Origin of the sequence: Leisingera sp. NJS201 (assembly GCF_004535885.1) — a bacterium.
Classification (GTDB): Bacteria; Pseudomonadota; Alphaproteobacteria; order Rhodobacterales; family Rhodobacteraceae; genus Leisingera.
This window is the reverse complement of sequence record NZ_CP038234.1, coordinates 1,360,948-1,383,903: the sequence shown is the minus strand read 5'-3', so window position 1 is coordinate 1,383,903 and position 22,956 is coordinate 1,360,948. Positions and strand designations below refer to the sequence as shown.

Genomic DNA, 22,956 nt, shown 5'->3' with positions numbered 1-22,956 from the left:
TCACATCCGGAACACGCCGAAGCGTGTGTCTTCAATCGGGGCATTCAGCGCGGCGCTGAGCGACAGCGCCAGCACATCGCGGCTCTTGCGCGGGTCGATGATGCCGTCGTCCCAGAGACGTGCAGAGGCATAAAGCGGGTGGCTCTGCTCCTCGAACATCTCAATGGTGGGGCGTTTGAAATCAGCTTCTTCCGCGGCGCTCCAACTGCCGCCCTGGCGTTCGATGGCATCGCGCTTGACCGTCGCCAGCACGCCTGCCGCCTGCTCGCCGCCCATCACTGAGATGCGGGAGTTGGGCCAGGACCACAGGAACCGCGGCTGGTAAGCCCGGCCTGACATGCCGTAATTGCCCGCTCCAAAGGAGCCGCCGACAAGCATTGTCACCTTCGGCACATTGGTGGTCGCCACCGCGGTCACCATCTTGGCGCCATGGCGGGCGATGCCTTCGTTTTCGTATTTGCGGCCGACCATGAAACCGGTGATATTCTGCAGGAAAACCAGCGGGATCTTGCGCTGGCTGCACAGTTCCACAAAATGCGCGCCCTTCTGGGCGGCTTCCGAGAACAGCACACCGTTGTTGGCGATGATGCCTACAGGGCAGCCTTTGACATGGGCAAAACCAGTGACCAGAGTTTCGCCGAAACGCGGTTTGAATTCGTCAAAGCGGGAGCCATCGACCAGCCGCGCAATCACCTCGCGGATGTCGTAAGGCGTGCGCAGGTCACCTGGCACCACGCCGAGGATTTCCTCAGGGTCATAGGCGGGTTCCTCGGGGCTGGCCCAATTCACCGTCAGCGGCTTGGTGATGTTCAGGGACTGCACCGCGCGCCGCGCCAGCGCCAGCGCGTGGGCATCATCTTCGGCCAGGTAATCGGCCACGCCTGACAGGCGCGTGTGCACATCGCCGCCGCCCAGATCTTCGGCGCTTACGACCTCCCCCGTCGCGGCCTTCACCAGCGGCGGGCCTGCGAGGAAAATGGTCCCTTGTTCTTTCACAATGATGGTCACGTCGGACATGGCAGGAACGTAGGCCCCGCCTGCAGTGCAGGAGCCCATGACCACGGCGATTTGGGCAATACCCTTGGCCGACATCCGCGCCTGATTGTAGAAAATGCGTCCGAAATGGTCGCGGTCGGGGAAGACCTCATCCTGTTGCGGCAGGTTGGCACCGCCGGAGTCGACCAGATAGATGCAGGGGAGACGGTTCTCCTCGGCAATTTCCTGCGCCCGCAGGTGTTTCTTCACCGTCATCGGGAAATAGGTGCCGCCCTTCACGGTGGCGTCATTGCAGACCACCATGACCTCTTGGCCGTGCACCCGGCCGATGCCCGCCACGACCCCAGCGCCGGGGGCGGCACCGTCATACATGGCATGGGCCGCAGTTGCACCGATCTCCAGGAACGGAGACCCCGGATCCAGCAGGTTCGCCACCCGGCGGCGCGGCAGCATCTTGCCGCGGCCTTCGTGGCGGGCGCGGGATTTCTCGCCGCCGCCCATGCGCGCGGCCTCAGCCGCCTCGCTGATCTGCCCGAGCGCATCCAGATGCGCCTCGCGGTTCTGCTTGAAGCCTTCCGAGGAGGGCATCGCCTTGGATGTAAGTTTCATTCCGTATCCTTTTTCAAAGGGAGGCGGCGGGAGAAGACAACGATGGGAGCAAAGAATGCTATGGCAAGAAACGGAAAAGCTCCGCCCCGTAGTTTCGTAAGACCGCTTGATGTCTCATAGGTCAGCTCGGGGAACGTCGCGCTGAGGAAGCCCCCCATTAGAAAGACAGAAGCCAGCATGAAGGGAACACACCGTATCATTAGCCGGACATTGTATTCCCAACGGCTTAACCCTAAGCGCCAGTACGTGCCGCAAGACCCACACGCGGCAGCCTGCGGCCACTTTTTCCTCTTGGCTGCAAGTTTAGTAAGCGGTACTGCGCCGCCGCACGCAGGGCAATTTGGGTTAACCAACCGGGCCAACCATGCAACATGCTTATCGCTAAGGCTTTCCTGTGATTGCGTCACTGGCTTGCCTCCCCGGCGGCCCGCGCTTTCAGTTCCTTGCGGATCACCTTGCCGGTCACGGTCATCGGCAGTGTCTCCAGGAATTCCACCTCCCGAGGATAGGAATACTGCGCGAGACGGTCCTTGACGTATTCCTGCAGTTCCTGCGCCGAAGCCTCCGCCCCCGGCTTCAGCACCACATAGGCCTTGACGATCTCGGTGCGCAGAGGATCAGGCTTGCCAACCACGCCCACCGTCGCCACTGCCGGGTGGGTCATCAAGCAATCCTCGATCTCTGCCGGACCGATGCGGTAGCCGCCGGAGGTGATCACGTCATCCTCGCGGCCCACAAAACGCAGGTAGTCGCCCTCCCAGATGCCGCGGTCGCCAGTCACCAGCCAGTCGCCGCGGAACTTCTCGGCAGTTTCCTCAGGCCGGTTCCAGTATTCCAGCAGCATCGAGGCAGAGCCGCGGCGGATGGCGACGTCGCCCTCGGCATCTGTGATATTGCCCGCTTCGTCGATCACCGCCAGCTCATGCCCCGGCACCGGTTTGCCAATGCAGCCCGGACGCGGTTCAAAATCCGCTGCGCAGGAGGAGGCAACCATGTTGCACTCGGTCTGGCCGTAGAATTCATTAATCGTTACGCCCAGTTCCCGCCGGCCCCAAGCGAGCATCTCCGCGCCCAGGGGCTCTCCGCCGCTGGCAACCGAGCGCAGACCGTTGAGCCCCTGCCCGGCTGCCTTGAGCATCCTCAAGGCAGTTGGCGGGAAGAATATATTGCGCACGCCGGCCGCTGCGATCAGATCTGCGCAGGCCTCGGGGGTGAACTTGTCCAGCCGTGCTGCCACCACCGGCACGCCCAGCGCCAAACCCGGCATCAGCACGTCGAACAATCCGCCAATCCAGGCCCAGTCGGCAGGCGTCCACAGGCAGTCGCCCGGCTGGCCCAAGTGGTCATGGCTGATCGAAACGCCCGGCAGATGGCCAGTCAGCACCCGGTGGCCATGCAGCGCACCCTTTGGGCTGCCGGTGGTGCCCGAAGTGTAAATCAGCACCGCGGGGGTTTCAGGTGCGGTATCGGCAAAAGCAACCGGCGGGCCGTCTATTCCAGCGGTGTCAGCCATCACCGCTTCGGCCAGATCGCCGAGCAGCTCCGCGCCTTCTTGGTCCGTAAAGACAAAGCGCACGCCAGCATCGCCAGCGCGGGAGGCCAGCGCGTCGCGTTTGAACAACTTGAACAGCGGCACCGAGATACCGCCCGCCTTCCAGATGGCCAGATGCGCTGCAGCACACCATGGCGATTGGCTCAGCAGCACACCGACGCGGTCGCCCGGCCGGATGCGGGTCAGCAGGTAGCGAGCCAGGCCATCCACCATCTCGGACAGCGCACCATAAGAAAAGCTGCGGCGCGCAGGGCCGGTCATATCGATCAGCGCCACAGCCTCAGCAGGATGCGACAGGCATTGGGCGGCCATGTTCAGCCGCTTCGGCAGGTCCCAGCTGCCATCGGCGCGCAGCCCGGGAATGTTACGAATATCATGCATGTTTAGACATTCCAGAAACGCATAGCTGATATGCATTTTTTCCTTGCCTTTTCAAAGACAAAGCATCCGTTCCCTTGATCCAGATCAGGGTTTTCCTTTGCTTCCGGGTGCACCACGGCGGAGTAATCATAAGAAAAGGGACGCACCCCATGAAACGCATGGTTTCCGCTTTGGCATTGACCTCTGCCCTGGCCGCGCTGGCCGGCCCCGCGCTGGCCCAGCAGCAGGGCGATTGGACCGTTGGCGTCGGCATCGCCAACGTGAACCCGAAATCCGGCAACGGCACCCTTGCCGGCATGGCTGCTGATATCGACGACGGCACCGCGCTGTCGCTGACAGTTGAGTACTTCTTCCGCGACAACTGGGGTGTCGAGCTGCTGGCCGCTTCGCCGTTCGAGCATGATGTCACTCTGGCCGGTGCCGGCTATGCCGCCTCTGCCAAGCAGCTGCCGCCGACCATCTCGGTCAACTACCATTTCCCGACCCAGGGCAAGATCAAACCGTTTGTCGGCCTGGGCCTGAACTACACCACTTTCTTTGAAGAAAGCTCGCCGCTTGGTGTGATCGAAATGGACGACAGCTTTGGCGTGGCACTCAATGCCGGCGCGGACTGGCAGATCTCCGACCGCGGCGCGGTACGCTTCAATGTCCGCTACATCGACATCGAAAGCGACGTTACCCTGAACGGAGCCGCAATCGGCACCGCCGAGATCGACCCGGTTGTCCTGAACATTGCTTACGTGCACCGCTTCTGATCCTTTGTATCCCTATGCTGGCGGGCCAATGCGCGTCCGCCAGCGTCTCTTTCCGGCATGCTATTCGCCGAGCCAGGCATCTTCCAGATAGAGCGCCTGCTCTCCGGTCAGCCGCATCAGGCAGCTGAGCGTGGCCGGGCCGCCGCCAGTGCCGCCGCCCCATTGCGACCTTTCGAAATCACAGGTGGCGTCGCGATAGCTGATCCAGGCCCGCTGCATATCCCGGAGCGCCGGCGCTGTCTTTGGTGCGGCAGAACCAAGTTCCTCCATTTCGGCATCCAATTCTTCCGCCTTGGCCCGCAAAGACTTGTAGGCGCGGTTCAGCCGCTGATCCCAGTAGCTGCGTTCGCCATCCAGGCATCCCATCATTCCAACGGTGGTGGAGCCATCCGGCGTCGCCCCCATGCAGTGCTGTGCCGAGGTGCCCACGCAGCTGCGCTTTGCGTCCTGATTGGCCGCTCCCGCGACGCAAGCCGCCGTCGCACCGGAGGAGAATTGAACCTCCTGTGCCATGACGGACGTGCCTGCCATCAGCAGAGCAAACGGCAGAGCCGTTTTCATCACATGGTCCCCATCAGCTCGCGGCCGATCAGCATGCGGCGGATCTCAGAGGTGCCAGCGCCGATTTCCATCAGCTTGGCATCGCGGAAAATACGGCCCACCGGATTGTCGGACAGGTAGCCGGCGCCGCCAAAGGCCTGCACCGCCTGGTGCGCCTGGGTCATTGCCACTTCAGACGCGTAAAGGCAGCAGGCCGCCGCGTCCTGGCGGGTAACCGTGCCCTTGTCGCAGGATTTGGCCACCTCATAGACATAAGCCCGCGCCGAGTTCATCGCGGTGTACATATCGGCGATCTTGGCCTGCATCAGCTGGAAGTTCCCGATCGGCTGGCCGAACTGCTTGCGCTCAGCCATGTAGGGCATCATTTCATCCATGCAGGAGGCCATTATGCCGGTGCCGATACCTGCCAGCACCACGCGTTCATAGTCCAGGCCGGACATCAGCACCCGCACGCCCTTGCCCTCCTCGCCGAGAATGTTCTCAAACGGCACTTCCACGTCTTCAAACACCAGCTCAGCTGTGTTGGAGCCGCGCATGCCCAGTTTGTCGAAGTGCTTGGAGGTGGAAAAGCCCTTCATCTCTTTTTCGATCAGGAAGGCCGTCATGCCTTTGGAACCGGCGTCAGGATCGGTTTTGGCATAGACCACCAGAGTGTCGGCATCCGGACCGTTGGTGATCCAATACTTGTTGCCGTTCAGGCGGAAGTGATCGTTGCGCTTTTCCGCCCGCAGCGACATTGAAACGACGTCGGAACCCGCACCTGCTTCGGACATCGCCAGCGCACCGACATGCTCACCCGAGATCAGCCGCGGCAGATACTTGGCCTTTTGCTCGGCGTTGCCGTTCAGCTTGATCTGATTGACGCAGAGGTTGGAATGCGCGCCATAAGACAGCGAGACAGAGGCGCTGGCGCGGGCGATTTCCTCGACTGCGACGGTATGGGCCAGATAAGACATGCCGGCACCGCCGAACTCCTCCGGCACGGTGATCCCCAAAAGGCCAAGCTCGCCCATCTCTTTCCAAAGCTCCGCAGGGAACGCGTTACTCTGATCGATTTCCTGCGCCATCGGCCTGACACGGTCCTGCGCCCAGCGGTGAATTACGTCGCGCAGCGCATTCACGTCATCGCCAAGATCAAAAGTCATGCTTGCATTGAACATCCCGCGGGACCTCCCGGTTAGAGCCGATTATATGAACAGTTGTTCAATTCAATAGACGAGGCCTCGATTCGGGTCAATCGTGTTCCGTGCCGGCGCCGCAAACAGCAACGGGCGGCCCCGACAGGGACCGCCCGCAAAATAGCTGCTTTGGATTGGATCAGCGGACCACGTAAACCACTGTGCGGTCGTCCGCCTCAACCAGCACAGGCAGGCCGTTCAGGTAGACATAGCGGTAATTGGTGTCCGGAACCTCGGTCAGCTGGACCTCTTCCGGGATCATGACGCCTGTCACCACCTCACCCTGCACGTAAACCGGCTCGGTGGCATTGCTGCGCACATAGGTCACCACTTTCTCGTCCGGCACCGCAGCCTCACCCGCGAGTGAACCCGCAATCGCCCCTGCGACAATGCCTGCCGGGCCTGCAATCAATCCGCCGGTGATGGCGCCGCCGACAGCGCCCAGCGCAGCATCGTCTTCGCCGGTTTCAGTGCTGGTGTATGTGACGGTGTTGAATTTAACCGGGTTGTCCTTGGCAACAACCGGCACATACTTGTCGGCCAGAGTGCCGGTCAGGTATTCGCCGTAAGCCCAGCCGTCCGCGCCATCATATGCAACCTTGCACCAATTGCTTTCCTCAAGGCAGCCCTCAAGATCAACCGAGCCATCGGCAGAAATGACGCCAATGATCTTGTGCTGCGGCCCCGGGCCTGCGCGCAGGTTCAGGTCGGTCACAGCCTGCACTTGGGCGCCGGCCCAGACCGGTGCGGCCAGCAGGGCCAGAGCGGACGCGGTCAGGGCAGGAGCGGTCAGGGTGCGTTTGGACATGAACATTATGTTCTCCTCGATATCATTTCTGTCTGAGGGCGCGTTTTTTGCGCCGTTGTGATGAAACAACGTCCGCTTGTTCAAAAAGGTTCCCCGGATCGTTTTGCCGATTGCGCGCGTTGGTTTAGCAGTAGCCGGACAGACCGGCACAAATCAGATTGCGAGGATATAAACTGATGAAACGATTGAACCGCACCGTGGCAGCCCTGACCTGCCTGCTGAGCCTGCCTGCCGCAGCGGAGGAAGTCGGGAGATCGGCGTCGACTGGGTGGGAAACGACATCATAATCGAGGCTATCGCCGACCCCAAAGTCAGCGGCGTAACCTGCCACATCGCCTATTTCGAACGGGGGCTGCTGGACCGCCTGTCCAACGGAAACTGGTTCGAGGATCCGTCCAACGCCTCAATCGCCTGCCGCCAGACCGGGCCGATCACAATAGGTGACATCGACCGCGGCCGCGATGGCGAGGACGTGTTCCGCGCGTCCCGCTCCATCATCCTGAAATCATTGCGGGTCAAGCGCATCTTCGACGAGGCCAACCAGACACTGATCTATGCTGCCCACGCGGCAGAGCTGACCGATGGCTCGGCCAAGGTCTCGATCTCGACGGTGCCGCTCTATCAGGCGGACTGATAGACGGCAGAGACCTCGGCGCGGATAATGCGGGCGATCTGGGCGCAGTCTTCCACACTGAATGTCAGCGGCACCCGCATGTCGATGATACCTGCCAGAACACGGTCGCTTTGCGGCAGGCGCGGCGTCTGCGCATAGCGCCAGCTGTCATAGCGGGAGGTGAAGGCCACAGGTTCGGGCGTGCCGAACCATTTCAGCTCCACGCCGCGGGCAGCGCAGCGGCGCACCGCCTCCTGCACGGCTTCCTCGGACCAGTCCATCAGCAGGAACTGGATCGAGGAGCCGACGTAGATTTCCTGCGAAGGCCGCTCCACCACGGTCAGGCCCGGCGTGCCGCGCAGGCCGTTCTCAACTTCGCGGTAGCGGTCATTCCAGCGCTGCACCTGGGTTTCCAGGTCACTCAGCTGCGGCCGCAGGATGGCGGCACGCAGGTTATCCATCCGGCCCGAAATGTTGGGGGTCTCATATTTTACCCGCTCGAAAACTTCCGGCCCCGGCGCCGCCAGGTGGCGGCCATAAAGCATATAGGATCCTGACATCATGATTGCGCGGGCGGCGACCTCTTCATCGTCGGTGATGAGCAGCCCGCCTTCGCCCGAGTTCACATGTTTGTAGGTCTGGCAGGAATAGCACCCCACTGCCCCGTGCTTGCCCGAGAGCACACCATTCCAGGACGCCCCCATGGTGTGGGCGCAGTCTTCAATCACGGTGATGCCGGCGGCATTGCAGATCTCCATCAGACGGTCCATGTCGCACAGATGGCCGCGCATATGCGACAGCATCAGCACCCTGGCCTGATCCGCCTTTGCGGCCAGATCGTCAAGATCAATGGTCAGGTCTTCGGTGACCTCAACAAACACCGGCTCTGCCCCGACCGAAGCGATGGATCCCGGCACCGGCGCAAGTGTAAAGGCATTGGTCAGAACTTTATCGCCGGGCTTCACCCCGACCGCCCGCAGCGAGGTGGCCAGCGCATAACCGCCCGAGGCCACCGCCAGGCAGTATTTCGCGCCCATCTGCGCGGCGAATTCCTGCTCCAGCAGCGCAGTTTCCCCTGCCTCGCCCTCTGCCACGTTGTAACGGTGCAGCCGACCGCTGCGCAGCACCGCAAGTGCTGCCTCGATGGCGTCTTCGGGATGGGTTCCTGCTGGGTGAAAGACCCGGAAAAAATCTCGCTCATGCGGCGTTTGTGAGCCGCCGCCCGGCAAGGGTCAAGAGGGAAGCCATTTGGCCGAGTTTCCCGAAACTAAGTTGCGGGATCACGCAATCAGCTGCTCCGCGATCTCCGGCAGGTCTTCGAACCGGTGCAGCAGCGCTTCGGGTTTGAGCGCTGCCATATCATCGCCCGACGGGCCGAATGTCACCAGCACCGACGGCACGCCCGCATTGGCAGATGTATTGCGGTCAGTGTCGCTGTCACCCACCAGCAATGTGCGGGCCGGATCGCCGCCGGCCCGGCGCGCGGCCTCAAACAACGGCTCAGGGTCGGGTTTGCGCACCGGCAGCGTGTCCGCGCCCACCAGCGATGCAAAGGCATCGCGCACCCCCAGGCTGCGCAGCAACTGTTCCGCCAGCCCCTCCGGCTTATTGGTGCAGATGCCGACGCCGAAGCCTGCGGTTTTCAGCGCCTCGACCGCGTCCATCGCGCCAGAGTACAGAACAGTGTGGTGGTCAATAGCGTCGCGGTAGACATTCAGGAATACCGGGTAGAACTCTTCCACCACCGCCGGATCATACTGATCCACCCGCTTCAGCCCATGCGTCAGCATCATGCGGGCACCGCGCAGCGATACCGCCGCATCGCGCGGATGGCTCAGCACATCACCCAGCCCCATCTGCCGGAAACAGGCATTGGCCGCCGCCAGCAGATCGCCGGAAGTATCCGCCAGCGTGCCGTCCAGATCGAAGATAACTGTTCGCATATCCTGCCCCTTCGGCGCATTTCCGCTGCCGCATGTTGCAGCCCGCAATCTTGTTTGATGGCGCTATCTCTTGCGCCCCGTCCCTCAGCGGATAAAACGGGAGCGATAAAAAGACAAAGAGAAAAGCGATTATGAGCATTGCCCTTGTCATCCTGGCGGCCGGAAAAGGCACCCGGATGAACTCTGACCTTCCCAAAGTCCTGCACCCGATTGCACAGGCGCCGATGCTGGAGCATGCCATGGCCGCGGGCCGCGCGCTGGCGCCGGAGCGCAGCATCATCGTCGCAGGCCACGGGGCAGAGGCGGTGCGCGTGGCCGTGGCCGCCATCGACGAAGACGCCGAAGTTGTGCTGCAGGAGGACCAGCTGGGCACCGCCCATGCTGTGGATCAGGCCCGCGCGACGCTGGACGGGTTCGAGGGCGACGTGGTGGTGCTTTATGGCGACACGCCGTTTGTCAGCGCGGACACGCTGGAGCGCATGGTCGAGGCCCGCCAGCGCGCCGATCTGGTGGTACTGGGGTTCGAGGCTGCGGATCCGGGCCGCTATGGCCGTCTGGTGATGGATGGCGACAGTCTGGAGCGGATTGTTGAATTCAAGGATGCCGGCGACGCGGAACGCGCCATTTCGTTCTGCAATTCCGGGCTGATGGCCTGCGACGCCAATACCATGTTCGACCTGATCGGCAAGGTCGGCAATGAAAACGCCTCGGGCGAATATTACCTGACTGACCTGGTGGAGCTGGCCCGGCGCGAAGGCCTTAAAGTGACCGCTGTGTCCTGCGATGAGGCGCAGACGCTGGGCGTCAACTCCCGCGCGGAACTGGCTCAGGCGGATGCGCTGTTTCAGGCCCGCGCACGGGCCGAACTGCTGGATCTCGGCGTCACCCTGATGGCGCCGGAAACCGTCTATCTCGCCTTTGACACCATCATCGGGCGCGACACGGTGATCGAGCCCAACGTGGTTTTCGGCCCCGGCGTGACGGTGGAGAGCGGCGCATTGATCCGGGCGTTTTCGCATCTGGAGGGCTGCCATGTCAGCCGCGGCGCCAAAGTCGGTCCCTATGCCCGCTTGCGCCCCGGTGCGGAACTGGCCGAGGACACTCACATTGGCAACTTTGTCGAGATCAAGAATGCCGAAATCGCCGCCGGCGCCAAGGTCAATCACCTCAGCTATATCGGCGATGCCTCGGTTGGCGAAGCCAGCAATATTGGCGCAGGCACAATTACCTGCAACTATGACGGGGTGATGAAGCACCGCACCGAAATCGGCGCCCGCGCCTTTATCGGATCGAACACCATGCTGGTGGCACCGGTCCGGGTCGGGAGTGAGGCGATGACCGCCACCGGTGCAGTGATCACAAAGAATGTCGAAGACGGCGCCCTGGCCCTTGCCCGCGCCGAACAGACCAACAAGCCGGGCCGGGCACGCAAGCTGATGGATATCCTGCGCGCCAAGAAAGCCCGCCTGCAGAAGGAAGCCAAGTGATGTGCGGAATTGTCGGCGTACTGGGTAATCACGAAGCGGCCCCGATCCTGGTCGAAGCGCTGAAGCGGCTGGAATACCGCGGCTATGACAGTGCCGGCATTGCCACCGTGAACAAGGGCGCCCTGCGCCGCCGCCGCGCGGTTGGCAAGCTGGTGAACCTTAGCGACCTTCTGGTACATGAACCGCTGGCCGGCAAATCCGGCATCGGCCACACCCGCTGGGCTACCCATGGCGCGCCTTCTGTCAGCAATGCGCACCCGCACCGCGCGGGCGCCGTCGCGGTCGTGCACAATGGCATCATCGAGAACTACAAGGAGCTGCGGGCTGAGCTGCTGGATTGCGGTATGGAGTTCCGGACAGAGACCGACACCGAAACCGTCGCCCTGATGACGGAACGCTACCTGCAGGAAGGGCTGGCGCCGGTGGATGCCGCTTTCAAGACGCTGGACCAGCTGCAAGGCGCGTTTGCGCTCGCCTTTCTGTTTGATGGCGAGGAAGACCTGATCATCGCTGCCCGCAAGGGCTCGCCGCTGGCAATCGGCCATGGCGATGGCGAGATGTTCGTGGGCTCCGATGCCATCGCCCTGGCGCCGCTCACCGACCGGATCACCTATCTGGAGGAAGGCGACCGCGCCGTCGTCACCCGCGCAGGCGCAGAAATCCGCAATGCAGACGGCGCCCTGGTGAACCGGGCGACCAAGACCATCCAGATCGATTCTGCCCAGGTCGACAAAGCCGGCCACAAGCATTTCATGGCCAAGGAAATCGCCGAGCAGCCGCATGTGATTGCTGAGGCAATCCGCCACTATCTGCCGGTTGAGGAAGACGCCGTGCGCCTGCCCGGCGAGGTGGACTTTTCGCAGGTCGAACGTCTGACCATGGTGGCCTGCGGCACCGCCTATTACGCCTGTGTGACCGCCAAATACTGGTTTGAACAGATCGCCCGGCTGCCGGTCGAGGTCGATATAGCGTCCGAGTTCCGCTACCGCGAGCCGCCGATCCCCGGCAAGACACTGGCGCTGTTTGTCTCCCAATCGGGCGAGACCGCCGACACTCTGGCCGCGCTGCGCTATTGCCAGGAAAAGGCCGACAAGATCCTGTCAGTGGTGAACGTCCCCGAAAGCTCCATCGCGCGGGAAAGCGATCTGGCATTGCCGATCTATGCCGGGCCGGAAATCGGCGTGGCGTCCACCAAGGCCTTTACCTGCCAGCTGACAGTTCTGCTGGCGCTGGCACTGAAAGCCGCCTGCGACCGCGGCCATCTGAGCGCCGGGGAGATGGCGGATTATGCCACCGCGATCCGCGGGTTGCCCAATGTGATGTCCTCCGCGCTGGAGCAGAACGAGGCAATCCGCCAAGCCGCGCAGAAGGTCAGCGAAGCCCGCGACGTGCTATTCCTGGGCCGCGGCCTGATGTTCCCGCTGGCACTGGAAGGCGCGCTGAAGCTGAAGGAAATCAGCTACATCCACGCTGAAGCCTATGCGAGCGGCGAGTTGAAGCACGGCCCCATCGCACTGATCGACAAACATATGCCGGTGGTGGTGCTGTCCCCCAAGGATTCGCTGTTCGACAAATCGGTCTCCAACATGCAGGAGGTTCTGGCGCGCAAGGGCAAGGTGCTGATGATCTCCGATCAGAACGGCATTGACGAGGCCGGAGACGACGTCTGGTGCGCCATCCGGATGCCCCGGGTGAAGGAGGCGCTGACCCCGATCCTCTATGCCATCCCGGCGCAGCTGCTGGCCTATCACACCGCGGTGGCCAAGGGCACCGACGTGGACCAGCCGCGCAATCTGGCGAAATCCGTTACCGTGGAGTAGCAGCCGGTGGCCAAGCAATTCAACCGGATCAATGAGGATCACGCGCGTTTCATCGCTGCGCAGCATATCTTCTTTTCCGGAACCGCTGCGGCGGAAGGCCGGGTGAACATCTCTCCCAAGGGCATGGACAGCCTGCGGGTGATGGACCCGAACCGGATCGTTTGGCGCAACCTCACCGGCAGCGGCAACGAGACTGCGGGGCATTTGCGCCAGATGAACCGGATGACGCTGATGTGGTGCAGCTTCGCGACGCGGCCTCTGATACTGCGGGCCTATGGCTCGGCCCGCACCCTGCATCCCGCGACCCGGAATTTGCGGAGCTCAACGCGCTGTTCCCTGCCAACCCAGGCCCGCGCCAGATCTATGACATGAGTGTGGAAATGGTTCAGACGTCCTGCGGCTACGCGGTGCCGTTCCTCGATTACGCCGGCGAACGGGACACATTGGACAGGGTGACCGAACCGTTGGGCCAGGACGGACTGCATACATTCTGGGCAGAGCGCAACATGACCACAATCGACGGGCAGCCGTCCAACATTTTCGGAGATACTGATGACGCTGGATGACGCTCTTGCCAGTTTGAAAGCGCAGGCAGAACCCGGCCGCGCCGCGCAGATGGCCGCCTACCACAAGCAAACCCGCGAAATACTCGGCGTGCCCAACCCGGCCACCAATGACCTGACCAAGACCTGGCGGCAGGCGCTGCCGCTCGAAGAACGGGTCAACCTGGCACGCGCCCTGTGGGAGACGGATATCTTTGAGGCCCGCATCGCTGCCGCCAAACTGCTGACCCAGGCGCGGATCAAAGAGGATGCGCCCGTTTGGGAACTGCTGCAGGCATGGGTGCCCGGGTTTGACAGCTGGGCCATTGCCGATCACGCCTGCTCGGCCATTTCAAAGCGCCTGCAAGCCGCACCGGAACGCTTGGACACGGTCGAGGCCTGGACGCAGTCGGATCACATGTGGTCCCGCCGCGCCGCTCTGGTCGCCACCCTGCCCTGGGCCAAGATGAACAATTTGAAGCCTGCTGACCAGGAACAGCGCGAACGTATACTCGGCTGGGCGGCGGCTTATGTGCCGGACCGCAACTGGTTCATGCAAAAAGCCGTGGCTTGGTGGCTGCGCGACCTCAGCAAACATGACGCGGAGCGCACCCGCGCGTTTCTGGCCGAACATAGGGCAGCCATGAAAGCCTTCGCCCGCAAGGAAGCGGCAAAATACCTGAAAGAGGTTTAGACCAGCCAAAACGTCCGCCCGGCGCCAGCCGGGCAGCGCACGCCCCCGCCCCAAGAGGGCGGGCGCTTCCCCGCTCTCAAGCAGGATCAACCCGCGGGCAGTACCTGTACCTCGGCCAATTCCGTCAGCGGCAGGCTTAATGCGCGCATGGCGCCGATCGACAGGCGGCTGCCGCCGGACTCGGCCCCCGGGGCTGGCTTCAGCGTCAGCACCACCTGGGTGTTGCGGCTGGTGCGCACCAATGCCTGCTGTTCAGCAGCCACCAGCGGTGTTTCCATCCACAATCCCGGCAGCGACGGATCGCCCAGCGAGGCCACCGTGGTTGCAGAGCCGCGGAACGACGGCGCGGCGGGCAAGGCCGGATCCGCCTCGGCCGCATCAACGCCGGGGGCCGGCTGCAGCACCGGGTCCTGCAGCTCAGCTGCCGCCGGTGCCCCCTGGCCGCCAAGGATAGAAGAATTCAGCTGGATCCCGTTACAGGCGGCCAGCAGGGAAATCGAAGCAAGGGAAATGACTGTCATACGCATGAGGCGACCCTAGCTTTGCGCGAAACTCTTTGCCAGCGGTAAAAGCCGTCCCCCTCTTGCCGCGGGCGGTGCCCCGCTTTACCTAGGAGGCATGACAGCTCCGCTTATTGATCCCTTCGCCCGCGCAATCACTTATCTGCGTGTCTCGGTCACCGACCGCTGCGACTTCCGCTGCGTCTATTGCATGTCCGAGAATATGACCTTTTTGCCCAAGAAGGATCTCCTGACCCTGGAGGAGCTGGACCGGCTGTGTTCCACCTTCATCCGGCTCGGCGTTGAAAAACTCAGGATCACCGGAGGTGAGCCGCTGGTCCGGCGCGGCATCCTGACTTTCTTCCAGTCGATGAGCCGCCATCTGGACACCGGCGCCCTTAAGGAGCTGACGCTGACCACCAATGGCTCGCAGCTGGCGAAATACGCCGATGACCTTTATGCCGCCGGGGTGCGCCGGGTGAATATCTCGCTCGACACGCTGGACGAACAGAAATTCGCCGATGTTACCCGCTGGGGCCGCCTGCCGCAGGTACTGAAGGGTATTGACGCCGCGCAGAAGGCCGGCCTGAAGGTCAAACTCAACGCCGTGGCGCTCAAGGGCTTCAACGAAGAGGAACTGCCCAAGATCACCGCCTGGTGTGCCGAACGCGGCCTGGATCTCACCTGGATTGAGGTCATGCCGATGGGCGAAGACATCGGCGCGATGGAGCGCATCGGCCAGTACTGGTCGCTGAAGGACGTGCGTGCGGAATACGAAAACCACTATACCGTCACCGATCTGGCTGAGCGCACCGGCGGCCCGGCGCGATATGTGCGGCTGGAGGAAACCGGCCAGAAGATCGGCTTCATCACCCCGCTTTCCCATAACTTCTGCGAAAGCTGCAACCGGGTGCGGGTGACCTGCACCGGTGAAATTTACACCTGCCTGGGCCAGGAGGGCAAAGCCGACCTGCGTGCGCCCCTGCGCGCAAACGAGGAAGGCACCGGCGTCTTGGAGGCCGCGATCCGCGCCGCCATCGGCGACAAGCCCCGCGGGCATGACTTTGACTATTCCCGGCAGGAAGCCGGCGGCCAGATGTCCCGCCACATGAGCCACACCGGCGGCTGATCATGTCCAGTGACTCGCCCGTGCGGCCGACGCTGCTTTACTCCCTTTATTGCGGCGCCAGCGCCCTGATTGCGCCCTTTGCCTGGCGCAAGGTGGCGGGCAAGCTGCGTGATTACGGCCTGCCGGAGGCGCGCGTGCGCGAACGCCTCGGCCACGCCTCCCTGCCCCGTCCCGCCGGGCAGCTGATATGGTTCCATGCCGCCTCGGTCGGCGAGAGCCTGTCGGTGCTCACACTCATCAAGCGCATGGGAGAACAGGCGCCGGACGCGGAATTTCTGATCACTTCCGGCACGCCAACGTCTGCCGAACTGATTGCCAAACGGATGCCGCCGCGCTGCCGCCATCAGTTCCCGCCGCTGGACACAGCCTTGGCAGTGGACCGGTTTCTGGCGCACTGGCGCCCCGATCTGGGCGTGTTTGTCGAAAGCGAGCTGTGGCCGCAAATGCTTGTGCGGGCGCGCAAGGGCGGCTGCCCGCTGGTGCTGCTGAATGCGCGGCTGTCGGACCGGTCTGTGGAAGGCTGGAAGAAACGCCCGGAAACGGCGCGCTACATCCTGGGGCAATTCGACCTGCTGGTGACGCAAAATGCAAAGACCGCATCAAACCTGCAGGCGATGGGCGCCAACCCCAAGCGCGTCCGTCCCGGCAGCAACCTCAAGGCTGTCTCAGCGCCGTTGCCGGTCGACCGGGACAGCCTTGAAAAGCTGCGTAGAAACATAGGTGAACGCCCCGTCTGGATTGCGTCCTCCACCCACGAGGGCGAGGAAGAGACCGTGCTGGAGGCACATAAAACGCTGCTGAAAAAGCACCCGGACCTTTGCCTGCTGCTCGCTCCCCGACACCCCGAACGCGGCGATGCGGCAGAAGCTCTGGTGAAGGGCGCAGGCCTGTCCTGCGCGCGGCGCAGCAAGGGCGTCATGCCCGGGACGGCCACCCAGGTCTATCTGGCTGACACTTTGGGCGAGGTCGGCACCTGGTATGCCCTCAGCCCGCTGGTATTCCTGGGCGGCTCCCTCCGCGAAATAGGCGGCCACAACCCGTTTGAGCCGATGCAGGCGGGCGCCACTGTGATCACCGGCACCGGACATTACAATTTCGCCGAAACCTATGCCGAACTGACCGCGCTTGGCGCCGCCGCTGAGGTGCGGTCCGCGGCAGAGTTGACCGATCAGGTTGCCACCTGGCTGGAACAGCCGCAGGCATTCCAGGCCGCTTGTGATGCCGCCCGGCAATTCATCTCACGCCAGTCGGATCAATTGGACAAGACGGTGGACGCCTTGCTGGCGATTCTGCCCCGCGATGGAGGCCATGATGGCACAAACTGACGCCAATACGGTCGAAGTCATCGCGCCGAATTTCAAACGCCGCCTGTCCGGCGTCACCTCTACCATCGTGCGGCTGGTGCCGCTGCAGCGCCAGCAGATCGCCATTGCCACCGCCGGCAGCGGCCTGCCCGGCGGCATGCCGCATCTATCGGTGCCGCAGCTCTTGTTCATGAAACGCAACGGCCCCGCCGGCGCCCGCGTCTGGCACGCCCGGCGCAATGTCGAAATGCTCGGCGGGCTGGCGTTGAAATACCTGCTGGGCAAGCGGCTGAAACTGTTGTTCACCTCGGCTTCCCAGCGCCATCACTCCGGTTACACCAAATGGCTGATTTCCAACATGGACCGGGTGATTGCAACCTCGGCCAAAGGTGCCGCCTATCTGCAGAACCCGGTGCAGGTGGTGCATCACGGGATCAATACCGAAGAATTTTCCCCGCCCGCTGACAAAGCCGCGTTGCGGCGTGAACTGGGCCTGCCTCAGGATGCAATCCTGATCGGTTGCTACGGCCGCATCCGGGCGCAAAAAGGCACAGACGTCTTTGTCGATGCCATGCTGGAGGTGCTGAAAGCGCATCCCCAAGCGGTGGGCCTGGTCATGGGCCGCGCCACCGAAAAGCATGTGGCGTTTGAAAAAGAGCTGCGCGCCAAGGTGGAGGCCGCAGGCCTGTCCGGCCGCCTGCTGTTCCCGCCTGAGGTGCCGGTCTGGGAGGTTTCCCGCTGGTATCAGGCGCTGGATCTCTATGTGGCACCGCAACGCTGGGAGGGGTTTGGCCTGACCCCTTTGGAAGCCATGTCTTGCGGGGTGCCTGCGGTTGCCACCCGCGTTGGCGCCTTTGAAGAGCTGATCGCCCCGGGTGAAACCGGCCTCTTGATCGACGCAGGCGAGACCCGGCAGATGGTGGAGGCGATCAATGAGGTGTTATCCACCGAAGGGCGACTGGACGCTTGGTCAGAGGCAGCACGCAAGCACGCGATTACCAATTTCGCGTTGGAAAAGGAGGCCGGTACGCTGGTCGCGATCTACCGCGAGATGCTGGAGCATTAGCTTCTTCCTTTATCCGGCTTTGTTGCACAAATCCGTAGGGGATTCATCTTATGAAACCAGCGTGATAGCTGGCGAGCATGAGCAGTTGGCCCCCTACGAAGTACACGACCAGGAACTGGCCTTCGTACAACACAGCGCTAAAGCAGCGCGGTTCGCTATCTATCTGGTTTGATCCTGGGATGCCTTGGCATGCACCTCCGACCGGCAAGCGTGGTCGTCAGCCTGAGTTCAGCGACGCCTCGATCCAGGTTTGTTTGACGATTAAGGTGCTGTTCGGGATGCCACTTCGTCAGATCGAGCCATGGGAACACCACTGGTCCGAGAGACCATGGCGAGGCGGCTTCGTTGAAAGCCTGCTACATCTGGCATGGACCTGCTTCACTTTTGTTCCGGTTTTCTGCGAGCAATGCTCGCCATAGAGGAGACCGGAAATGGCACCCAAACACAGTGACGATTTCAAACGCGAAGCGGTTCGGATCGCGACAAGCAGCGGGCTGACGCGTCGCCAAGTCGCGTCGGATCTGGGGGTCGGCCTTTCGACCTTGGGCAAATGGATACGTCAGTTCTCGGACGATCCTTCTACCGCGACCCAGGATTCTGAGCTTCGGCGCGAGAACGAACGCCTACGCAAAGAAAACCGCATTCTTCGGGAGGAGAGGGAGGTGTTAAAAAAGGCGGCAATCTTCTTCGCGGGTCAAAAGCAATGAGATTTCAGTTCATTGCGGATTACCGCGGGGATTTGCCACGCAGCCATTTGTGTCGCCTGATGCAGGTGACGGATCGTGGTCTTCGGGCCTGGCGGCACAGGCCGCCGTCACGCCGCCAACGTCGGGATATGGTGCTCTTGGCGCATATTCGAGAGCAGCATCGCTTGAGCCTGGGCAGCTACGGTCGTCCGCGCATGACGCAGGAACTCAATGAACTGGGCATCCATGTCGGGCAACGCCGTGTGGCGCGGATCATGCGTGATAACGGCATCCAGGTGCTGCGCAGCCGCAAGTTCAAGCGCACGACCGACAGCAATCACACCTTCAATATCGCGCCCAACCTGTTGCGTCAGGATTTCACCGCAAGCGCCCCGAACCAGAAGTGGGCGGGAGACATCACTTATATTTGGACCCGCGAGGGATGGGCCTATCTTGCTGTGATCATCGACCTCTATTCGCGACGGGTGATCGGCTGGGCCCTGAGCAACCGCATGAAACAGGATCTGGCCTTGCGCGCTTTGGACATGGCGATTGCCCTACGAAAGCCGCCCCCGGGCTGCATCCACCACACTGATCGCGGCGCCCAATACTGTGCCCACGAGTATCAAAAGCGTCTGCGCAAGCACGACTTGGTGCCGTCGATGAGCGGAAAGGGAAATTGCTATGATAATTCGGCCGTCGAGAGCTTCTTCAAGTCGCTGAAGGCCGAATTAATCTGGCGCCGGACCTGGCAGACCCGCAGAGAGGTCGAACTGGCCGTCTTCGAATACATCAACGGCTTCTACAACCCACGCCGACGGCATTCGGCCATCGGCTGGAAATCACCCGTGGCTTTCGAAAAGATCGCCGCCTAACATGAGCTACACACCGGAACGAAAACGGTGCAGGTCCAGCAGGGCTCGACTGGAAGGTTCCGGATTTCAGCACTCTTTGCCGTCGCCGAAAGACGTTGCAAGTCGCCATCCCCTACCGTGGCGGAAAGGGGCCGCTGCATCTGCTGATTGATGCGACAGGGATTAAGGCCGAAGGTGAGGGCGAGTGGAACGCTCGCAAGCATGGCGGTAGCAAAAAGCGCCTTTGGTGCAAGCTACACCTCGGGATGGATGAGGAAACACTGGAAATCCGGGCGGTCGGTGTAACGACAAGCAACGTCGGCGACGCACCCATTTTACCTGACTTGCTGGAACAAATCCCGCCCGGCCAGGAGATTGCCAGCGTCACCGCTGACGGGGCTTATGACACTCGCAGGTGCCACAATGTGATTGCCGCTCGGGGAGCCGCAGCCGCTCGCCATTGTGCTCGAACCAATGGCGCATCAATGGCTCGCTCCCGCCGCGCAAGAATGCCCAACTTTGGAAGCCAACCACGGCGGGAGCTATCGCGCGAAACGAAGCCGTGAGAGCCTGCAAGTATCTTGGACGGGCACTCTGGCGAAAGTTGACCGGCTATCACCGCCGCAGCCGCGCAGTGACAAAGATGCACTGCGTCAAACTACTCGGCCAGGGCCTCATGGCGAGGGACTTTGAACGGCAGGTAGCCGAGCTCCAAATCCGGATTGCGGTGCTCAACCGCTACACCGCTCTTGGCTTACCCGTCACTGTGCCCGTAGGATAAGTCCATCTGGGGAAAGGGAAAATACGCTCACGCTCCGATTTGCGCAACAGAGCCGCGCAGCATAATCAAACCGGCCAGATGAGCCGGAATCGCGCTTAGTTAAGGCCGCCTTTGGACCCAAAAACTCTGACGACGGACAGACCGAGAAGCAATACAGCGATCGCAAGCTTCGACCGCGGAGATAAGCCGCGAGCTGGGCCCTTGCCTCGGCAAGTGAATTGAACCGCAGGCTCGTGAGGGGGCAAACAGCCCCCTCACCGCATATGGCTAAGCAGCCGGCATCCGCTGCTCGACGATCTCCGCCCACCAGCTGCAGCCTGCAGGGATCGCGTCATCGTTGAAGTTATACTCCGGATGATGCACCATCGCAGTATCGCCGTTGCCCATCAGAATATAAGCGCCCGGGCGCTCTTCCAGCATGAAGGCGAAATCCTCGCCGCCCATCACCAGCGGCGCGTCTTCGCAGGAACCGGAAACACTGGCGGCCACCTTGGCGGCGAACTCAGTCTGCGCGCCGTGGTTCGCCATCACCGGGTAACCGCGATGATAGGTGACATCTGCGGTGCCGCCAAAGGTCGCCGCGATACCCGTGCAGACCTCGTTGATCCGCTTCTCGGCCAGGTCGCGCATCTCCCCCGACATTGTGCGCACGGTGCCCTTGATCTGCACCTTTTGCGGGATCACGTTGAACGCCTTCGAGGACGTCTCAAACGAGGTCACCGAGACCACAATCTGATGCACCGGGTCGGCGTTGCGCGAGGCAATGGTCTGCAGCGCCAGCACGGCCTGGGCTGCCAGAACGGTGGTATCCACGGTTTCATGCGGCTTGGCAGCATGGCCGCCGCGGCCTTCGAAAGTGACGTCGAACTGGTCGGTGGCGGCAAAGAACGAACCGGGGCGGATGGCGAAGGAGCCCAGCGGCTGGCCCGGCCAATTGTGCAGACCGTAGACTTCCTGGATGTTCCAGCGGTCCATCAGCCCGTCATCGCACATCACCTTGGCACCGCCGCCGCCTTCTTCGGCGGGCTGGAAGATCACCACCACGGTGCCGTCGAAATTCCGTGTCTCGGAAAGGTACTTAGCCGCGCCCAGCAGCATCGCGGTGTGGCCGTCGTGGCCGCAGGCATGCATCGCACCGGGGGTCTTGGAGGCATACTCCAGCCCGGTCTGCTCGTGGATCGGCAGCGCGTCCATATCGGCGCGCAATCCGATGACCTTGCCCGATGTGTCCGCCTTGCCCTTGATCACGCCCACCACGCCGGTGCGGCCGATGCCGGTCACCACCTCGTCGCAACCGAATTCCTGCAGTTTTTCCGCGACCAGCGCGCTGGTACGGTGGGTTTCGAACAGGATTTCCGGGTTTTCGTGGATGTCACGGCGCCAGGCGGTGATTTCATCCTGCAGTTCGGCAAAGCGGTTCTTGACCGGCATTTCTCGCTCCTTTGGTTGTCTTTTCCCCGCAGCCTCAGGCCGCAGGCATTCTTCGTTCCACCAGCTCGGCAAACCAGCTGCATCCCAGCGGGATCGCCTCGTCGTCAAAGACATAGGCCGGGTGGTGGCACATCTGGGTGTCGCCGTTGCCGAGGAAGATATAGGCACCGGGGCGCTGCTCCAGCATATATGAGAAATCCTCGGATGGCATAATCGGCGGGGTCTCGGCATCGACTTTGCCAGAGACCGCCTGCGCTGCCTCCACCGCATGGACGGTGCCGTTTTCATCATTGATTGTAACGGGGTAGCCTGGAACCCACTCGACCTCAGCCTTGGCGCCAAATGCCACTGCCGTGCTTTCGGCAACCCGGCGCACCCAATCCCCGGCCTGGGTGCGGTACTCCGGATCCAGGGTTCGGACGGTGCCTTGCAGCTTGGCGGTATGGGCAATCACGTTCGAAGCCGTGCTGTCGGTCTCAAACGTGCCGACGGTCAGCACCACCCGCTTTACCGGGTCGACGTTGCGCGAGACGATCGAATGCAGCGAGACCACGATCTGCGAGGCCGCAAGCGTCGTATCAATCGCCTCATGCGGGGCGGCGGCATGGCCGCCCTTGCCGGTGACGGTGATGACAAATTCATCCGAAGACGCCATCAGCGGGCCGGGGCGGATGGCAAATTCACCCACTGGCAGGCCGGGCATATTGTGCAGGCCATAGACCTCCTGGATGCCCCAGCGGTCCATCAGCCCGTCGTCGCACATCGCCTTGCCGCCTGCGCCGCCTTCTTCTGCGGGCTGAAATATCAGAACTGCCTTGCCGTCAAAATTCCGTGTCTCTGCAAGATACTTAGCCGCCCCCAGCAGGATCGAGGTGTGGCCGTCATGGCCGCAGGCGTGCATCACGCCGGGCGTCTTGGAGGCATAGTCCACCCCCGAGGCTTCAGGGATTGGCAGCGCGTCCATATCAGCGCGCAGGCCGATAGCGCGGCCCGACGTATTGGTCCTGCCCTCGATCACCGCCACCACCCCGGTCTTACCCACGCCGGTGGTGATATCGGTGACGCCGAACTCCTTGAGCCGCTCCACCACAAAGGCGGCAGTCTCGTGCACCTCGTACATCAGTTCGGGGTTCTCGTGCAGGTGATGGCGCCAAGCGGTGATCTCCTGGTGCATCTCGGCAAAACGGTTCTTGGCCGGCATATTCCCCTCCCCTTTTTGTTTCAGGTTCCGTTGCGGCAGACTGTCCGCGAAAAAACTTAGCTTCG

Annotated in this window: 19 protein-coding genes and 4 pseudogenes; 13 read left to right on the top strand and 10 right to left on the bottom strand. The window is 62.3% G+C overall.

Translation table 11 applies throughout. The annotated features are described in order from the left end of the window. Both ETW23_RS06790 and ETW23_RS06785 read right to left on the bottom strand, forming a co-directional pair. Complete coding sequence (locus ETW23_RS06790) at positions 1-1,605, bottom strand: carboxyl transferase domain-containing protein (RefSeq protein WP_129371405.1); 1,605 nt, start codon at positions 1,603-1,605, stop codon at positions 1-3. A 403-nt stretch (positions 1,606-2,008) separates the two neighbouring features. Further along, on the bottom strand, positions 2,009-3,538 hold the full coding sequence (locus ETW23_RS06785; protein WP_134831274.1) for an AMP-binding protein: 1,530 nt from the start codon (positions 3,536-3,538) through the stop codon (positions 2,009-2,011). 149 nt (positions 3,539-3,687) lie between these two features. Between ETW23_RS06785 and ETW23_RS06780 the strand changes: the two genes are divergently transcribed. Then, a complete protein-coding gene (locus ETW23_RS06780) occupies positions 3,688-4,293 on the top strand; it encodes an OmpW family protein (protein ID WP_129371408.1) in 606 nt (201 codons plus the stop codon). 60 nt (positions 4,294-4,353) lie between these two features. Here the strand turns inward: ETW23_RS06780 and ETW23_RS06775 are convergent, their stop codons facing one another. The 3 genes from ETW23_RS06775 to ETW23_RS06765 all read right to left on the bottom strand — a co-directional run bounded on the left by ETW23_RS06775 (position 4,354) and on the right by ETW23_RS06765 (position 6,840). After that, complete coding sequence (locus tag ETW23_RS06775; protein ID WP_134829533.1) at positions 4,354-4,854, bottom strand: lysozyme inhibitor LprI family protein; 501 nt, start codon at positions 4,852-4,854, stop codon at positions 4,354-4,356. Next, positions 4,854-6,014: an isovaleryl-CoA dehydrogenase gene (locus ETW23_RS06770; RefSeq protein ID WP_134829532.1), complete on the bottom strand. Its 1,161-nt coding sequence runs from the start codon at positions 6,012-6,014 to the stop codon at positions 4,854-4,856. The genes ETW23_RS06775 and ETW23_RS06770 overlap by 1 nt, the downstream gene beginning before the upstream one ends. Positions 6,015-6,171: 157 nt before the next feature. After that, positions 6,172-6,840: a DUF1236 domain-containing protein gene (locus ETW23_RS06765; RefSeq protein WP_134829531.1), complete on the bottom strand. Its 669-nt coding sequence runs from the start codon at positions 6,838-6,840 to the stop codon at positions 6,172-6,174. 176 nt (positions 6,841-7,016) lie between these two features. Here ETW23_RS06765 and ETW23_RS06760 point away from each other — a divergent pair. Further along, positions 7,017-7,474, top strand: a pseudogene (locus tag ETW23_RS06760) (CreA family protein). Here the strand turns inward: ETW23_RS06760 and ETW23_RS06755 are convergent. Beyond that, positions 7,462-8,654, bottom strand: a pseudogene (locus ETW23_RS06755) (DegT/DnrJ/EryC1/StrS family aminotransferase). The pseudogenes ETW23_RS06760 and ETW23_RS06755 overlap by 13 nt on opposite strands. A 79-nt stretch (positions 8,655-8,733) precedes the next feature. Beyond that, positions 8,734-9,396, bottom strand: a complete 663-nt coding sequence (locus tag ETW23_RS06750; protein WP_134829530.1) for an HAD-IA family hydrolase — start codon at positions 9,394-9,396, stop codon at positions 8,734-8,736. 131 nt (positions 9,397-9,527) lie between these two features. Here ETW23_RS06750 and glmU point away from each other — a divergent pair, with 131 nt between their 5' ends. From glmU to ETW23_RS06730, 5 genes are read left to right on the top strand one after another with little or no spacing between them, the layout of a single operon-like run. Next, on the top strand, positions 9,528-10,883 hold the full coding sequence (gene glmU, locus ETW23_RS06745) for a bifunctional UDP-N-acetylglucosamine diphosphorylase/glucosamine-1-phosphate N-acetyltransferase GlmU (RefSeq protein WP_134829529.1): 1,356 nt from the start codon (positions 9,528-9,530) through the stop codon (positions 10,881-10,883). Next, positions 10,883-12,703 (top strand): glutamine--fructose-6-phosphate transaminase (isomerizing), encoded by a 1,821-nt coding sequence (glmS, locus tag ETW23_RS06740; protein ID WP_134829528.1) that lies wholly within the window; start codon positions 10,883-10,885, stop codon positions 12,701-12,703. The genes glmU and glmS overlap by 1 nt, the downstream gene beginning before the upstream one ends. 6 nt (positions 12,704-12,709) lie before the next feature. Continuing rightward, positions 12,710-13,075, top strand: coding sequence for a pyridoxamine 5'-phosphate oxidase family protein (locus ETW23_RS06735; protein WP_368075878.1), 366 nt, complete (start codon positions 12,710-12,712; stop codon positions 13,073-13,075). Then, complete coding sequence (locus tag ETW23_RS26720; RefSeq protein WP_368075877.1) at positions 13,072-13,269, top strand: hypothetical protein; 198 nt, start codon at positions 13,072-13,074, stop codon at positions 13,267-13,269. The genes ETW23_RS06735 and ETW23_RS26720 overlap by 4 nt, the downstream gene beginning before the upstream one ends. Further along, positions 13,256-13,939 (top strand): DNA alkylation repair protein, encoded by a 684-nt coding sequence (locus tag ETW23_RS06730; protein WP_134829527.1) that lies wholly within the window; start codon positions 13,256-13,258, stop codon positions 13,937-13,939. Before ETW23_RS26720 ends, ETW23_RS06730 begins: the two co-directional genes overlap by 14 nt. An 86-nt stretch (positions 13,940-14,025) precedes the next feature. On the opposite strand, the gene ETW23_RS06725 is transcribed toward ETW23_RS06730, so the two are convergent. After that, positions 14,026-14,466 (bottom strand): hypothetical protein, encoded by a 441-nt coding sequence (locus tag ETW23_RS06725; protein WP_129371418.1) that lies wholly within the window; start codon positions 14,464-14,466, stop codon positions 14,026-14,028. A gap of 91 nt (positions 14,467-14,557) precedes the next feature. On the opposite strand from ETW23_RS06725, the gene moaA reads away from it, so the two are divergent. The 6 genes and pseudogenes from moaA to ETW23_RS06695 form a co-directional block, all read left to right on the top strand. Next, complete coding sequence (gene moaA / locus ETW23_RS06720) at positions 14,558-15,568, top strand: GTP 3',8-cyclase MoaA (protein WP_134829526.1); 1,011 nt, start codon at positions 14,558-14,560, stop codon at positions 15,566-15,568. Positions 15,569-15,570: 2 nt separating this feature from the next. Then, entirely contained in the window at positions 15,571-16,893 is a 1,323-nt protein-coding gene (locus ETW23_RS06715) for a 3-deoxy-D-manno-octulosonic acid transferase (RefSeq protein WP_134829525.1), read from the top strand. Then, positions 16,880-17,938 carry a glycosyltransferase family 4 protein gene (locus ETW23_RS06710; RefSeq protein WP_134829524.1) on the top strand — a complete coding sequence of 353 codons (1,059 nt, stop codon included), beginning with the start codon at positions 16,880-16,882 and terminating at the stop codon, positions 17,936-17,938. The genes ETW23_RS06715 and ETW23_RS06710 overlap by 14 nt, the downstream gene beginning before the upstream one ends. A gap of 77 nt (positions 17,939-18,015) precedes the next feature. Next, a pseudogene (locus ETW23_RS06705) lies at positions 18,016-18,231 on the top strand (transposase); the annotation flags it as partial. A gap of 138 nt (positions 18,232-18,369) precedes the next feature. Further along, positions 18,370-19,499, top strand: a protein-coding gene (locus ETW23_RS06700; protein ID WP_134828802.1) for an IS3 family transposase whose coding sequence is annotated in 2 segments (ribosomal slippage) — positions 18,370-18,604 and positions 18,604-19,499 — 1,131 coding nt in all. Because the reading frame shifts where the segments join, the coding sequence is not laid out codon by codon here. A 41-nt stretch (positions 19,500-19,540) separates the two neighbouring features. Beyond that, positions 19,541-20,259 (top strand): annotated as a pseudogene (locus ETW23_RS06695) (IS5 family transposase); the annotation flags it as partial. A gap of 267 nt (positions 20,260-20,526) precedes the next feature. On the opposite strand, the gene ETW23_RS06690 reads toward ETW23_RS06695, so the two are convergent. Beyond that, on the bottom strand, positions 20,527-21,690 hold the full coding sequence (locus tag ETW23_RS06690) for a M20 aminoacylase family protein (protein ID WP_129371424.1): 1,164 nt from the start codon (positions 21,688-21,690) through the stop codon (positions 20,527-20,529). 34 nt (positions 21,691-21,724) lie between these two features. Beyond that, on the bottom strand, positions 21,725-22,891 hold the full coding sequence (locus ETW23_RS06685; protein ID WP_134829523.1) for a M20 aminoacylase family protein: 1,167 nt from the start codon (positions 22,889-22,891) through the stop codon (positions 21,725-21,727). Positions 22,892-22,956: the final 65 nt, after the last annotated feature.